The following is a 14532-nucleotide window of genomic DNA, read 5'->3' as shown; positions in this document are numbered from 1 at the left end:
TTCAAAGGCTTTTTCCCATGCGCTTCACGATCCCTGGATATTTCCTTCTGTAGTTTCTCTTCATACCAAAGGGCCTGTTCCTGTGCAACTCTTTTTCGCATTTTTTTGCTGTTTGCACATGCTTTCACATGAGTGGAATCCACAAAGATCTGATCGGTGTCCACCAGTTTAAATTTCATGCAGTCTTCCAATATTTTTGCAAAGATCTGCTCAAAAAGATCTGTGTCCTTAAAACGGCGTGTATAGTTTTTTCCAAAGGTTGAAAAATGTGGTACCGGATCCATCATGTCTAATCCAAGGAACCATCTGTAAGCAACGTTTACTTCAATCTCCTTGATAGTCTGTCTCATACTTTTAATTCCATAAAGGTATTGAATAAAAGGAATTTTGATCAGCATAACAGGATCCATGCTGGGTCTTCCATTATCAGAACAGTATTTTTCTTCTACAAGATCATAGATAAAAGTCCAGTCGATGGCTTTATCAATCAAACGCAGCATATGGTTTTGAGGAACCATGTCATCCATACAGAACATCATCATCTGTTCCCTTTTTTTGTCTGCATTTTTTGTCATCATAAAAAACACCGCCTTTCTGATATTTCAATTATATCAGAAAAACGGTCGTAAACATAGAAAAGCCCGGCTTTCGCCGGGACTTTGTCTACAGTCTGAGGAGAAAATCATTGGATTTTCTCCTTTTTTTTACTTCTTATGTATTATTCGTCAGCGCTGATTGCTCCTACTGGACATCCATCTGCGCAAGAACCGCAATCTAAACATGTATCTGCATCGATTTCGAATTTTCCATCGCCTTCAGCGATAGCGCCAGCTGGACAAGTAGATTCGCAAGCTCCACAAGAAATACATTCATCAGAAATTACATATGCCATAGTTATTTCCTCCTTATAATATTACATTTTACATTGATAAATTTACACTGATAAATTTTTATCATGCTCATTATTATAATAATACACTTAGGCGTTTATAGCAAGTAATTTTTTTATCATCAGGAGACTTGTTTTCTCCCAAAACTTGTACTATACTAAGGAATACAAGTAAAAGAAGGAGGTGCTCTTACTATGGCACAAATTACAAAGGATATGATTATTGGTGATATTCTTGCAATCGATGAAAATCTTGCAATGATCTTAATGGCTTCTGGTATGGGATGCGTTGGATGTCCATCTGCCCGCGGTGAATCTTTAGAAGAAGCAGCTTTTGTACACGGTATGGACGTAGATGAATTACTTGGTAAGTTAAATGAATATTTAGCTGCAAAGAATTAATAGCAGTAAAAGAGAAGAACTCTTATGTAGTTCTTCTCTCAGACTGTAGACAAAGCTGGTGCTGGAGATAATCTCCAGCACCACTTTTCTATTAAAAATAACTTTTCTTTTATTTCTCGCAAAATAGTATAGGCAGTTGAGAATCTTCGTCCTCTTTGTGCCAGTATCCTGGCTAGCTTTTTCAGATTCATACACGCAAAAGTAAGCCCCGCCTTCATTTCCATCCGGGCTTTCCCTATGCTTTGTGTATATCGGAATCCGTGTTGTTCCTTGGCTGTTCCAAATATCCTTTCGATTGTTTCTTTCCTTAACTCATAAATCTGTTTGTTGCCAAGTGTATGCCGGATATCCTCCGCTTTCTCCATATATCCTTCCCACACATGACGGGTGACCACTTTTATATGTTCTTTACTTTCCGTACATCTGTGAAGATTTGGACAGCTGGCACATGTTTTTCCGCAGCTCCTGTACTCTCTGTAACCTTCCCTGTTTGTTGTATGATATGACAATATATGGTCTTCCGGGCATATGTAGCAGTCATAATACTCATCATAAACATACTCATATTTTCGGAAATAACCTTCCTTTGTCATAGGCCTTTTATATGGGAACAGAGGCTTGATACCATCTTCCATCAATTCACAGGCAATCGCTGGTGTACGGTAACCAGCGTCTGCTATGATCATATCTGGTGAATACATTTTTATCTTATCATATAATGTTTTGAATGTCCGGCTGTCATGTTCGTTTCCGGGATGGATGCTGTATCCAAGAATCCAGCCGTGTTTGTCACAAGCGGTTTCCACTGCATAAGCAAAAACATGTTTATGCTCACCTTTACGGAACCATCCGCTTTCCGGATCCGTGGTACTGCATTTCTGTGTTTTAACACCTTCCGGGATTTCCTCTTCTTTTGTCATATCGCCGTTTCCGCCGCTGGATGGAGGATCGTTTCTATCTTTTTCTTTTAAAGGCTTTTTTCCATGTGCTTCACGATCTCTGGTGATTTCTTTCTGCAGTTCCTCTTCATACCAGAGAGCCTGCTCATGTGCAATTTTTTTACGCATTTTTTTACTGTTTGCACATGCTTTCACATGAGTAGAATCTACAAAGATATGTTCCGTGTCCACCAGTTTAAATTTCATACAATCTTCCAATATCTTTGCAAAAATCTGTTCAAAAAGATCGGTATCTTTAAAACGACGCGTGTAGTTTTTCCCAAAAGTTGAAAAATGAGGAACCGGATCCAGCATGTCCAATCCGAGAAACCATCTGTAAGCAACGTTTACTTCTATCTCTTTGATGGTCTGCCTCATACTTTTAATTCCATAAAGATATTGAATGAAGGGGATCTTGATCAGCATGACAGGGTCCATGCTTGGCCTTCCGTTATCGGGGCAGTATTTTTCTTCAACAAGATCATATATAAAAGTCCAGTCAATGGCTTTATCAATTAAACGCAGCATATGGTTTTGGGGAACCATGTCATCCATACAGAACATTATCATCTGTTCCCTTTTTTTATCTGAATTTTTTGTCATCATAAAAAAACACCGCCCTTCTGATATTTCTATTATACCAGAAAAACGGCCATAAATGTAGAAAAGCCCGGCTTTTGCCGGGGCTTTGTCTACAGTCTGAGAGAAGAACTCTTATGTAGTTCTTCTCTTTTTTCTTCCAAATAATCTTCCTCTTCTCTTTCCCTCAGAAGCAGCACCTGCCTCTGCCCTGGCTTTTTGATAACTGCGTACAATTTCATCGAATTTCTGATATCTTTCATTTTCCAACTGTTCCTGTTCCCGAAAATGATAATCCATCTCCTTGACTACCTGCTCTGCTACTCTCTGTCCCATTTGGCGGCTTAAGGCATCCTCATGATGTTTCAATGCCTGTCCTACGATCTTTACCATAATTTCCTGAAACTGTGCCATTTTCTGATTGGCATCCTCTGGAAACGGAATCACCTTCTGTTCCTGCAGCTCGTCCTTGTCTGGCAAAAGAAGCTGCGGAATAATCTCCTTAATTGCCCTTAAATGTACCCCTTTTTCCTTTAGTTCTCTTACTTCCATCAGAAGTCTCATCTCTTTATCGCCGTAATAACGATGCCCCATTTCATTTCTTGGAATCGGAAGCTCCAGCTCTTCTTCCCAATAACGAAGCACGTGAGCCTCAACATCCAGTTCCCTGGCTGCATCGGAAATCATTCTTTTCTTTTCCATGGCCTATCCTCCCGCCTCTATCGTTACTTTTATTATAGCAATGGGGATTTTGGCACACAATAAAAAGCCTCATCTAATTATTGAGGCTTTTCCTGTTTTATCTTTCTTTATTTGCAAATTTCGTGTATTGTCCCAACCAGGCCAGCTCAATGCTTCCCGTAGAACCACTTCTCTGCTTGGCTACGATGATCTCTGCCAGATTCTTTTTCTCCGTATCCGGATTATAATAATCATCACGATAAATAAACATGATCACATCGGCATCCTGCTCGATGGACCCGGATTCACGAAGGTCAGACAACACCGGCTTATGATCGGTACGGCTGTCTACGGCTCGGTTTAACTGAGACAATGCAATAATCGGCGCATCAATCTCTCTTGCCAGTGCCTTTAAAGAACGGGAAATTTCAGAAATCTCCTGCTGTCTGGATTCTGACTTCCCATTACCTGCCATCAACTGAAGGTAGTCAATAATGACCAATCCCACTCCCTGTGCCTGCTTATAACGCCTGCACTTGGAACGAATTTCGGCAATCGTAAGCCCTGGAGTATCATCAATGATCAATGGTGAATGTCCGATCACCGCCGCACTTTCCATCAACTTCTCCCAATCCTGATCCTCCAGTTCCCCAGTACGGATCAATTGAGAATCGATCATTGCCTCCATGGACATTAGACGGGTAACCAGCTGTTCCTTGGACATTTCCAGACTGAAGATAGCTACCGGTACATTCTGCCGAAAAGCCACATGCTGTGCAATATTTAATACAAATGCCGTTTTTCCCATGGCCGGACGGGCTGCTACGATCAACAGCTGAGATGGATGCAGACCGGTAAGCTTATAGTCCAGATCGGTAAATCCTGTCGGAATCCCGGTAATCTTACCTTTATTCTTAGATGCTTCTTCAATCTGATCCAGTGTATTTAACACAACGTCCCTGATCGGTACGAAATCTTCTCTTCCACTGGCATTTTGAAGAAGATGGAACACATCCTTTTCCGTCTCTTCCAGAATGGTAGAGAATTCATCCTTACCCAGGTAACAGTCCGCCGTAATCTTCTCTGTAACCTTGATCAATTTACGAAGTATGGACTTCTCCCTGACAATTCCGGCATATTGCTTAGCATTGGCAGATGTAGGAACCGCCTCCACCAGCTCTCGAATATAATCCAGGCTCTGTATGGATTCCGGTACCTGCTTTTCCTTTAATTTATTCTGAAGTGTGATCAAATCTACCGGTTTGCCTTCCCGATAAAGTTCCACCATCGCTTCATACAAAATGCCATTGGTATTCTGATAAAAATCTTCCTTGACCAGTACATCCGCCACCTCAATGATGGCATCCCTGTCCATCAACATAGAACCAATAACTGATTTCTCTGCCTCTGGACTATTGGGTTGTACCTTTTTGATAAATGCTTCATCCATAGTGATTTATTTTTCTACTACTTTTACCTTTAACTTTGCTGTTACTTCTGGATGTAATTTTAATGTTACATTATGAACACCCAGTGATTTGATCGGCTCTACTGCCATCTTCTTTTTATCCAGATGATAGCCCAGCTGCTTTTCTGTTTCTGCTGCAATTTCCTTTGTGGAGATAGAACCGAAGGTCTTTCCGCCTTCTCCAACCTTCATCTTGAGAATCACTTCTTTTTCCTCAATCTCTGCAGCTAGAGCTTTTGCTTCTTCCAATCTCTGAGCAGCAAGCTTCTCCTCATTGGCCTTTTTCAATTTCAAGTCATTCAGATTCTTTCCTGTTGCTTCAATTCCCAAATTTTTCTTCAGGATGAAGTTTCTTGCATATCCATCATTGACATTTACAATTTCATCTTTTTTTCCAAGGGATTTTACATCCTGTAATAAAATTACTTTCATTCTATAATTCTCCTTCTTGTTTCATTCTTAATAACAGGCCCTTTAAGACCTCTTTGGCATCTTCCATACCCATATTCTTAATCTGGGCTCCGGCTACGGTCATATGTCCACCACCGCCTAATTTTTCCATAATAAGCTGAACATTGACTTCATCAATGGAACGGGCACTGACATAAATAGTATCGCCTACGTTGGTCAAAACAAAGGATGCCGTAATTCCTTCAATGTTAAGCAACTGATTGGCAACCTGCGCTCCCAGAACCGTAGGGCTGTCAACCCCATTCCCATTCAGTGTTCCAATGGCATATTCCTTTTCAAATAATTCTGAATTGCTGACTGCCTTTGCCCGAATCTGATAGGTCTTTAAGTTGTCACGGAAGATCTTTCTAACCCTTGTGACATCCGCACCACTTCTTCTTAAAAAAGCCGCCGCCTCAAAGGTACGAACACCAGTCTGAATGACAAAGTTATTCGTATCAATGAGAATGCCAGAGTACATGGCATCGGCTTCTACCGGACGCAGCTTTGGTTTGTTGGCTACATATTGCAGAATTTCCGCTACCAGCTCGCATGCAGAAGATGCATATGGCTCAATATAAGATAAAGTCGCCGAACGAATGGTATCCTTCATCTGGCGATGATGATCGATGACTACCACTGTATGCAGCTTTTTCAAAAGCTCCTCACATTCCATATAATTCGGACGGTTTACATCCACCACGATCAGCATTGAATCCTTGTCGTTGGCAAGATTCAACGCCCGCTCGCTATTGATGAACATATCCTTCTCATATTCCTTATCTGCCTTGACCCTGGACAACATCTGCCTTACCGAGATACTCTCCTGATCCAGAACGATATGGACTGCCTTCTGCATCGTCTTGGCCATTCGATAAATTCCGATGGCTGCACCAATGGAATCAATATCTGCAATTTTATGCCCCATAACGAAGATCGTGTCCTTCGTCTCCATAATTTCTCTCAACGCATGTGCTTTTACTCTTGCCTTTACTCTGGTCGTCTTCTCAACAACCTGAGATTTGCCACCATAATAGGATACATTCTCTCCATCCTTAATAATGGCCTGATCTCCGCCTCGTCCCAATGCCAGATCCATCATCTGACTGGCCGTCTCATAGGCCTCCACATAGCTGTCGCAATTGACAGCCAACGCAATACTCAACGTCATTGCCATCTCATTGCCAACATTGATGGAACGAACATCATCCAAAATAGCAAATTTGGTTCCTTTCAGCTTCGGAAGATATTTTTGCTGGAAAAAGAAAATATACTTATCCTTCTCCACCCTCTTTACGATCGCATCCAGATTGGATAAAAGCTTATTGATACGACGATCTACCAGCGTCAACAGAAGGGAATGCTTCACTTCATCTGCAGACTCCAGAACTTCTTCATAATTATCGATATACACCAGTCCTGCTACCAGTCTCTGATTATCCACTTCCGCTTTAAACCTGCTCATCTTCGTCTCATCAAAGAAATACATGGCTATCATTGTATTCTCATCTTTGAATTTACGGACCTCTTCTTCACTCCTATCCTTTAGATATGCTTCCTCTTCCTGATCCCGGATTCTCATCCTCCTCAGTTCAACGCGATAAAAATAAACTGGTGGTTCCTTGGTTCTTTCATCCACCTTCCCTACTACATTAATATATTTTGTAGCACGGTCTACCTCTTTATCCAGAAGCTTTTTTCCAAAGTCAGGAAAAATATCTCCAATTCTGCCCTTTTTTCCATCTTCCTTTCCAACAATCTTCTGAAATGCCTCATTGGTCCAGAATATATGTCCAGACTGGTCCATCAACGCATAGGGCACTGGCAATTCCTTCATAATCTTCTTCTGAATGACATCATGATCAATTGAAAATTCCATAACTTCCTGGATAATCTCTTTTCGCAGTACAAAATAATTCAATAGGGTGAGTACGGCGAATGCCACTACTGCCACTGCCAGAATCATTCCCGCTTTTACACTTACAACAAACATCAGAATATCCAATGCAAAGGTTACTGCAAGCATGACAAACGGAATAATCATGTATTGATTCAAACTGCTTTTTTTGACATCAAATTGATTCATTTCCTACTCCATTATCTAATGTATTCCATCTGTTAAAAGAATCTGGCCACTCCCCGTCATCGCTTACCAATGAGACTTAGCCAGATTAATTATCCTTTATTATAACATTATTATAGAAAAATGTATAGAAGAAAACAAAGCCATCATCCTGACTAAATTTTAGTTTTGGGATAACGGCCTTATTTTCTTCATTACAATATATTTTTATGTTTAAAAAATTCTCATACGATAAATATGGATTTTATGGATTAAGTGAAGAAGAAACTATTCAAATGGATAAACCATTCCCCACTGACTCCGTACAGAAGTTAAGATATCCATAACATCCTGTACCATTGCGATATTCTCTTCTCCACCATGGTTCCACACATAGTCCTGCATATCCTGCACCTCATACTGAAGTGCCTTCTCTGTCTGCCCTTCCTCAATGACTTCCGTATGACCATCCTCAGTATAGGTAATCGTTGCCTTAGCTGCTCTTGGATAATCGTAAATCTCAATAAATCCTTTTTCTCCAGCTACAACACCTCTCTTCGGCTGCTTTGCTCTCATGGTAAGTGCCATTACTGCCATCTCCCCATCCGGATTCTTCATCAGGATTCCACTGGTTTCATCCACACCGGTCTCAAAATAATTAGCAGTTGTCAACACAACATTTGGTTTGCTGTGCATAAAATATCTGGCAAAGGAAGATGCATATACACCAATGTCAAGGAGTGCTCCTCCTGCAAGCTCTTTGGAAAAGAATCGATTGGTCACATCATATTCCTTACAGCTTCCAAAGTTGACCTGCACCATCTTCACCTCTCCGATGACACCATCTGCGATCATCTTCTTTAGCTTCTTATATAGTGGCATGTGGAAAATGGTCATGGCATCACTGACAACAACGCCCTTTTCCTTTGCAAGCGCTACGCACTCTTCCAGCTGGCGGCTGTTTACGGTAATGGATTTTTCACAGAGCACATGCTTTCCTGCTGCAATCGCCTTTTTCATCAACTCATAATGCGTATTATGAGGGGTTGCAATATATATAATGTCAACCTTCTCATCCATAAAAAGTTCTTCTGTATTTTCATACGCCTGATCTACGCCAAATTCCTGTGCAAATTTTTCGGCTTTTTCCTTGCTAGTACCACAGACTGCATAAATTTCTCCATTTTCTTCCTGAAGTGCAGCTCCCATCTCATGGGCAATCCATCCGGTTCCAATAATTCCCCAGTTTAATTTCTTCATGTAATCTACCTCCTGCTCACAAGCTCAACACTATCTTTTTTTGCAATGATTGCCTTAGAGGCAATATGATAGAACAAACTATGTCCTACTAATCCTGGAATCCCATCCAGAGTTTCTGAAAGCTTCTGAATATCATCTACTTTTGCAAAGACTGCTTCCATCAGATAATTGCCGTCATCGCTTACTACAACACCCATCTTCTGATCAGACGTTCGCTCCTTTACCACGCTGCCCAGATCAACAAGGCGTTTTCTCACATAGCTTCTGGCAGATGGAATGACTTCAACCGTAACCGGATATGCAAATTCCAGCTTATCATGATACTTATTCTCGTCTCCCAACAGAACATAATCCGTTGCCATAGCTGCAACGATCTTTTCTCTTACATGAATGCCTCCACAGCTCTTTAATGCATTCAGCTCTGCATCCAGTTCATCACAGCCATCAAAAGCAATATCTATATGATCGATCATTTCTAATGGCATAACTGGAATATGATGCTTCATACAGAGCCCCATCGTATCCTGAGAAGGTGTCACCGCCCAAATCTTTGTTCCTGCAGCTTCCAGCTCTTCAATTAAGAATCCCACCGTTGAGCCTCCTCCAAGCCCGATGATCATTCCATCTTTTACCAGCTCGAATGCCTTTTTTGCACATGTCCGCTTCATATTAAACCTCCATCATTAAATTTCCGGAGCATGTTCCAGAAAATATTGTTCTGCCTCGCTGCTCCATAAATATCCGTGCTTTTCAAGGATCGGCAATAATCCTTTCATACATGTATCATCAGATATTTTTTCTGGATTGTCAACCTCTGTTAACGGAAATTTATGATGGGTGTAAACGATTTTTTTGCCGCCACCCAGTTCTGGTAGAATTTTTGTTGTCTCCGCTGCCTGATCTAACCCAAGAATATGAGTCGCAATCTTTGCAGCATTTACAATTTTCTTTTCGATCAATTCAATGGACTGCTTCATATCATCGGTATTTCCTCCACTGGTTCCGATAAAATGAGTCGAATTGTAATGAACGTCATAGAAATTTACATTAGCGTTGAACTGGGTATCGGCAGGTCCTGAGAAGAAGTTTAAGCATCCATCGTACGCCAGCATTTTTGCTCCATAATTTACCATATCCTGATTTGGCGCAAAGATAAATACATCATCAAAGCCATAATCATTCTCTGTATAGGAACGGAGCTTCTCTGCAACATCCTCTACCTCTCTGGTATTGACATAGATCAAGGTTACACCGTTCTTCTTTGCTTCTTCCTCTGTATATAACCTTCTGGCCATATCGATCTTGGATTGAGTTCTTCCGGTTACCACCAGAAGAGACGGTTTCTTAGGACCATGGATGGCAAAATCAATGGCAAGGAATCCCATTGGGCCGGTTGCTCCTAACAGAGCTGTAGTTCCTCCTTCCTTGATTCCCATCACATGCTCATAGCTATGCATCTTCTTCATATGAAATTGGGCATTAAATGCACCTACAACACAGGACAATGGTTCCACAAGAGATCCTTCAAAGAAAGAATTTCCTTCATATTTTAATAAAGAACCATTTTCCATAACCTCACGGGAGAAGATAATGTTCGTTGCATCTCCTCCCATGAACCGAAAGGAATAGCCCGGTGCATATCCTTTTGGATGTCCAATATTAGGCTGGATCACAAATTTATCTCCTGGTTGATACTGGTCTTTCCATTGCTCTCCTACTTCTAAGATCCTTCCGCAAAATTCATGACCTAATATAATAGGATGTTCACTGATATCTTCTGGTACCTTTTTATGCTTTTCCGCCTGAGAAATTGCCTTAAAGCTTGACATACATAAGCTGTCTGTCACCACTTCTGCCAGAAGCTCATCCTCTTTCATCTGCGGAAGCTCAAACTCATCCAGTCTTATGTCCATTTCTCCCCAAAGTCTTACTGCTTTTGTCTTCATAATTCCTCCAAACCGGCCTTTTTTATTAGCCTAAAATTCCCAAACCATATCCAACAATACCAACTGCAAATAATAAGAAGATAATCTTGATCGGACTGATATTTTTCTTTAATAATTTTGAAACTAAAAGTGTTAATAATAATCCTAAAATTCCAGGAAGCAGCTGGTCTAAGATATTCTGTACAGTTGTAATGGTTGTCTCTCCATTTGTTGTTACCTTAGACACCACTAATGGAACATTAATGGTGGTCCATTTGGATACCAAAGCCCCCATTACGAATAATCCCAGGATAGATGCTCCTTCTGTGATCTTCTGAACCATATTTCCTGCAAGATTATGAACAAAATCCAGCCCTTTCTTATAACCGATTTCCAGACCAAAGTAAAGTGCTGCCATACGAACCAGGTTAAATGCCAGGAAGAATAAGATCGGACCCAGGATATTACCTGTCAGTGCAAGGGATGCACCAATCGCTGCTGTAATTGGTCTTAAAGTGCCCCAGAAGATTGGATCACCAACTCCACAGAATGGTCCCATCAAACCGATCTTGATACTTCCAATGGTTGCTTCATCAATGTCTGCACCATTTGCCTTTGCTTCTTCTAAGGCTGCAGTTACCCCAAGTACTGGTCCTACTGCGGCAGGTGTTACGTTAAAGAATGTCAGATGTCTTTTTAATGCTGCTATCTGATCTTCTTTCTTGTCGTATAAACGCTTAATAGCTGGAGCCATATCAAATGCCATTCCCAATGCATGCATTCTTTCATAGTTAAAGGATGCCTGCTGAAGATTGGTTCTGATAAACATGTTAATTCTATCGCCTTTTGTTAATCTCTTTTCACCCATGATTTTCTTCCTCCCTTTTAATCCAATTCATCATCTAAATCATCATCTAAGTCGTCATTTCCTACGGCTGCTGCCGCTGGAGCTGTTTTGACTGCTACAAATTTTGGGTTTAACTGAACATAGATAATCGCAAAAACTGCTCCCATAATACCAAATGCTACCAGGTTAAATTCTGTAAATGCTGCAATGGTGAAGCCAAGGAAGAAAAATGGCATTAAATATTTTGCTCCCATCATATTTAAAACCATCGCATAACCAACGACTACGATCATTCCACCTGCTACGGTCAGACCACCTGTGATCACTTCTGGAATGCTGTTTAATAATGCCTGTACTCCAGCCGGACTTACGACTGCTGCTACTAAAAAGGTCGGAATGGCTACTCGCAACGCCTGCACCACCAATGCTGTCACATGACAGATGTCGATCATCTTAAAATTTGCATCCTCTGCATATTTATCTGCTGCATGCTGGAAGAAGATCGTAACGGTACGAGCAAATACGGTTAATACCTGCCCTGCCACTGCCACTGGAAGTGCAATTGCAATTCCGGCTGAAATAGACTGCTGTCCTACAATTACAAGAATTGTGGAAATGATACTTGCCAGTGCAGAGTCTGGAGACTGAGCTGCACCGATGTTCATCCATCCAAGTGCGATCATTTCCAAAGTTCCTCCTAATAAGACTCCTGTTTTTACATCACCTAAAATCAAACCTACGATGGTACATGCGATTAATGGACGATGTGTCTGGAAGGAATCCAGTACACTTCCCATTCCTGCAACGCATCCAAAAATAACTAATAATATAATCTGTACTGCTGATAATCCCATTTTTTAATCCTCCTATTTCTCTTATTGTGGCAATTTGCTCATCAGATCCACTTTCTTATCCGTTGCAACCGGACGGATCTCAAGTTCAATCCCCATCTCATGTAATTTCTTAAATGCTTCGATGTCACTGTCATCCACAGAAACCGCTTTTGTAATCTGTGTCTTTCCTGTCTTAAAAGCCATACCTCCAATATTTACGCTTTTAATTGGCACACCACCTTCTGCCATACGAAGAACATCCTGTGGACAGGTATATAAGAAAAATACAGTGTCATTGGCATACTTTGGATTGTTGTATACACGAATCGCCTTTGCCACATCTACGACACTTACCTTTACCCCTGGAGGGCCCACCTGTAATAATAAGGTTTTTCTAATCTGATCTTTTGCTACCTCATCACTGCATACGATGATTCTTTCTGCATTTGCCTCTTTTGCCCAGACAGTTGCAACCTGTCCATGAATCAAACGGTCATCAATTCTTACTAAATTAATTTTCATAGTTCATCTTCCTCCTCTTCTTCTTCCTGAACATTCCCAAAAAGTGTTTTTCCGGATTTTACATAATCCATAGCATTTAATTTTTCATAAACTTGAACGGCTTTGATTCCTTCATGCATCTCTCGGATACCAACGATATCAATCAACATTGGAAGACTTAAGCCTGTAATAACATCCATTCTGTCTTCCTGCATAACCGTCTCAAATGCTGCATTATATGGGCTTCCTCCAAAGAGATCTACCACAAACAAAATTTCTTCTGCTGCATCATATTGAGCGATCAGTTCTTGATATTTTGCCTTTAAATTCTCTGCATTTTCTCCTGGAACAAATGCTACGGTATCAAGCTTATCGATCTGTCCAAATACCATATTGGCAGAATTAGCAACTTCCCCTGCCAGCTTACCGTGTGCTGCTAAAATTATATTCATCCTCTTCTCCTTTCGCATACCTATGGGACAAACAGTGTGTAAATTATTTTCTCATTCTTTCAACTATCGCGATAATTATTTTCATACCCATAGTATACTCATGTAAATAATTATTGTCAAAGTGTTTTTATACGAAAATTATTTTTCTGCATTTTACACAAAAATATTGAAAAATCACCCACCTACGACTTGTTATTTTCGTCATTTTACCTATTGACGAAAATAATTTTCTTTCATATTGAATTTTGCATATTGTATACCTGCTTTTTCTATGAAAAATAAGTTCAAAAAAAGAAGCATTGCTTTTTTACAATACTTCTTTTTCTTCTTACTCTTATTAAATTTTTTCATCTGCAATAAGATTTTCTACCGTTCTTACATTCTCATAACTTTCCTTTTGTCCAACTGTTAAAAACAAATACAAAATCTCAATCACAACAGTAGCAGAAACCCTGGAAAAATAAAATTCATTTAAAAATAATTTTTCCCTTGTAGCCGTCTGGAGACAATAATCTGCATCACTGCCAATGGTAGAATTGGGATTATTCGTAATGGCCACGATGATAACTCCTCTTCTCTTCGCTTCCTTTACCATTTTATAAACTCTTCTGGACTCCCCGGAATTGGAAATAGCAATCAGCACATCCCCTTTCTTTAATGATAAGGCAAACGCAAGCTGTGTCTCCAAAATCGTACCGGCCATCGTCTTAATCCCTATTTGATTCAGCTTATAGGCCCCATCCAATGCCACCGGAATGGTATTTCCCGCTGCCACCAGCTGTACTGTATCTGCATTTTTAATGGCATCCAGTACCTGATTTAACTGGTCTGCATCCAGCATGGATACTGTCTGCTTCAGCTCCTCAATCTTATTGGCCAGAATATTTTGCAATGACTGGTCAATATCATCCCTGGAAATAGTGTTGGATACCGGAATATCCGTATCGTTGCTGGCAATCTCCTTGGCAAGTCCGATCTTTAAATGATGGAAGCCTTCCAATCCACATTTCTTACAAAAACGGGAAATCGTAGCTACGCTGGTGCCACAAGCTTTGGAAAGCTCCACGATGGTCATATTCACCACCTCTTTGTGATGCTTTAATATATAATTTGCAATTTTCTTCTCCTGTTCAAAAAACGTATCATATAGCATATGGATCGTATCCATAGCGGATGGCTGCTTTTCCATTATAAATCCCCTTCACGAAAATTTTTTTCATGATTATATCATAGCGTTTTTTGAAA

General features: G+C 40.5%; 16 protein-coding genes. 1 reads left to right on the top strand and 15 read right to left on the bottom strand.

The genetic code is table 11. The annotated features are described in order from the left end of the window. On the bottom strand, window positions 1-578 hold a 578-nt coding region (locus BHF69_RS13605; RefSeq protein WP_143249565.1), incomplete at its 3' end, for a transposase. Between the two features lie 140 nt (window positions 579-718). Further along, complete coding sequence (locus tag BHF69_RS13600) at window positions 719-892, bottom strand: DUF362 domain-containing protein (RefSeq protein ID WP_075672518.1); 174 nt, start codon at window positions 890-892, stop codon at window positions 719-721. Between the two features lie 192 nt (window positions 893-1084). Between BHF69_RS13600 and BHF69_RS13595 the strand changes: the two genes are divergently transcribed. Then, window positions 1085-1291: a DUF1858 domain-containing protein gene (locus tag BHF69_RS13595; RefSeq protein WP_075672516.1), complete on the top strand. Its 207-nt coding sequence runs from the start codon at window positions 1085-1087 to the stop codon at window positions 1289-1291. 38 nt (window positions 1292-1329) lie between these two features. Here the strand turns inward: BHF69_RS13595 and BHF69_RS13590 are convergent, their stop codons facing one another. From BHF69_RS13590 to BHF69_RS13530, 13 genes are all read right to left on the bottom strand, one after another. Further along, window positions 1330-2835 (bottom strand): IS1182 family transposase, encoded by a 1506-nt coding sequence (locus tag BHF69_RS13590; RefSeq protein ID WP_075669441.1) that lies wholly within the window; start codon window positions 2833-2835, stop codon window positions 1330-1332. Window positions 2836-2943: 108 nt separating this feature from the next. Further along, complete coding sequence (locus tag BHF69_RS13585) at window positions 2944-3510, bottom strand: helix-turn-helix domain-containing protein (RefSeq protein ID WP_075672514.1); 567 nt, start codon at window positions 3508-3510, stop codon at window positions 2944-2946. A gap of 97 nt (window positions 3511-3607) precedes the next feature. After that, window positions 3608-4939: a replicative DNA helicase gene (gene dnaB / locus BHF69_RS13580; protein WP_075672512.1), complete on the bottom strand. Its 1332-nt coding sequence runs from the start codon at window positions 4937-4939 to the stop codon at window positions 3608-3610. A gap of 6 nt (window positions 4940-4945) precedes the next feature. Further along, on the bottom strand, window positions 4946-5389 hold the full coding sequence (gene rplI / locus BHF69_RS13575; protein ID WP_075672510.1) for a 50S ribosomal protein L9: 444 nt from the start codon (window positions 5387-5389) through the stop codon (window positions 4946-4948). Window position 5390: 1 nt separating this feature from the next. Further along, window positions 5391-7493, bottom strand: a complete 2103-nt coding sequence (locus tag BHF69_RS13570; protein ID WP_075672508.1) for a DHH family phosphoesterase — start codon at window positions 7491-7493, stop codon at window positions 5391-5393. Window positions 7494-7757: 264 nt separating this feature from the next. Beyond that, entirely contained in the window at window positions 7758-8729 is a 972-nt protein-coding gene (locus tag BHF69_RS13565; RefSeq protein WP_075672506.1) for a Gfo/Idh/MocA family protein, read from the bottom strand. 5 nt (window positions 8730-8734) lie between these two features. Beyond that, window positions 8735-9397: a ribose 5-phosphate isomerase A gene (rpiA, locus tag BHF69_RS13560; RefSeq protein ID WP_075672504.1), complete on the bottom strand. Its 663-nt coding sequence runs from the start codon at window positions 9395-9397 to the stop codon at window positions 8735-8737. A gap of 15 nt (window positions 9398-9412) precedes the next feature. Further along, window positions 9413-10675 (bottom strand): zinc-binding dehydrogenase, encoded by a 1263-nt coding sequence (locus BHF69_RS13555; RefSeq protein WP_075672502.1) that lies wholly within the window; start codon window positions 10673-10675, stop codon window positions 9413-9415. A gap of 25 nt (window positions 10676-10700) precedes the next feature. Then, window positions 10701-11522, bottom strand: coding sequence for a PTS system mannose/fructose/sorbose family transporter subunit IID (locus BHF69_RS13550; protein WP_075672500.1), 822 nt, complete (start codon window positions 11520-11522; stop codon window positions 10701-10703). Between the two features lie 17 nt (window positions 11523-11539). Next, window positions 11540-12355 carry a PTS mannose/fructose/sorbose transporter subunit IIC gene (locus BHF69_RS13545; RefSeq protein WP_075672498.1) on the bottom strand — a complete coding sequence of 272 codons (816 nt, stop codon included), beginning with the start codon at window positions 12353-12355 and terminating at the stop codon, window positions 11540-11542. A gap of 21 nt (window positions 12356-12376) precedes the next feature. After that, complete coding sequence (locus tag BHF69_RS13540; protein WP_075672496.1) at window positions 12377-12856, bottom strand: mannose/fructose/sorbose PTS transporter subunit IIB; 480 nt, start codon at window positions 12854-12856, stop codon at window positions 12377-12379. Further along, window positions 12853-13287, bottom strand: a complete 435-nt coding sequence (locus tag BHF69_RS13535; RefSeq protein WP_075672494.1) for a PTS sugar transporter subunit IIA — start codon at window positions 13285-13287, stop codon at window positions 12853-12855. The genes BHF69_RS13540 and BHF69_RS13535 overlap by 4 nt, the downstream gene beginning before the upstream one ends. Before the next feature lie 337 nt (window positions 13288-13624). Beyond that, the gene (locus BHF69_RS13530; protein WP_075672492.1) at window positions 13625-14476 is read right to left on the bottom strand and encodes a MurR/RpiR family transcriptional regulator; all 852 of its coding nucleotides are present in this window, start codon (window positions 14474-14476) and stop codon (window positions 13625-13627) included. Between the last annotated feature and the right edge of the window lie 56 nt (window positions 14477-14532).

It is taken from the genome of Anaerostipes sp. 992a (genome assembly GCF_001940245.1).
Taxonomy (GTDB): domain Bacteria; phylum Bacillota; class Clostridia; order Lachnospirales; family Lachnospiraceae; genus Fimousia.
The sequence above is the reverse complement of the archived record's forward strand: the minus strand, read 5'-3'. Positions and strand labels throughout refer to the sequence as shown.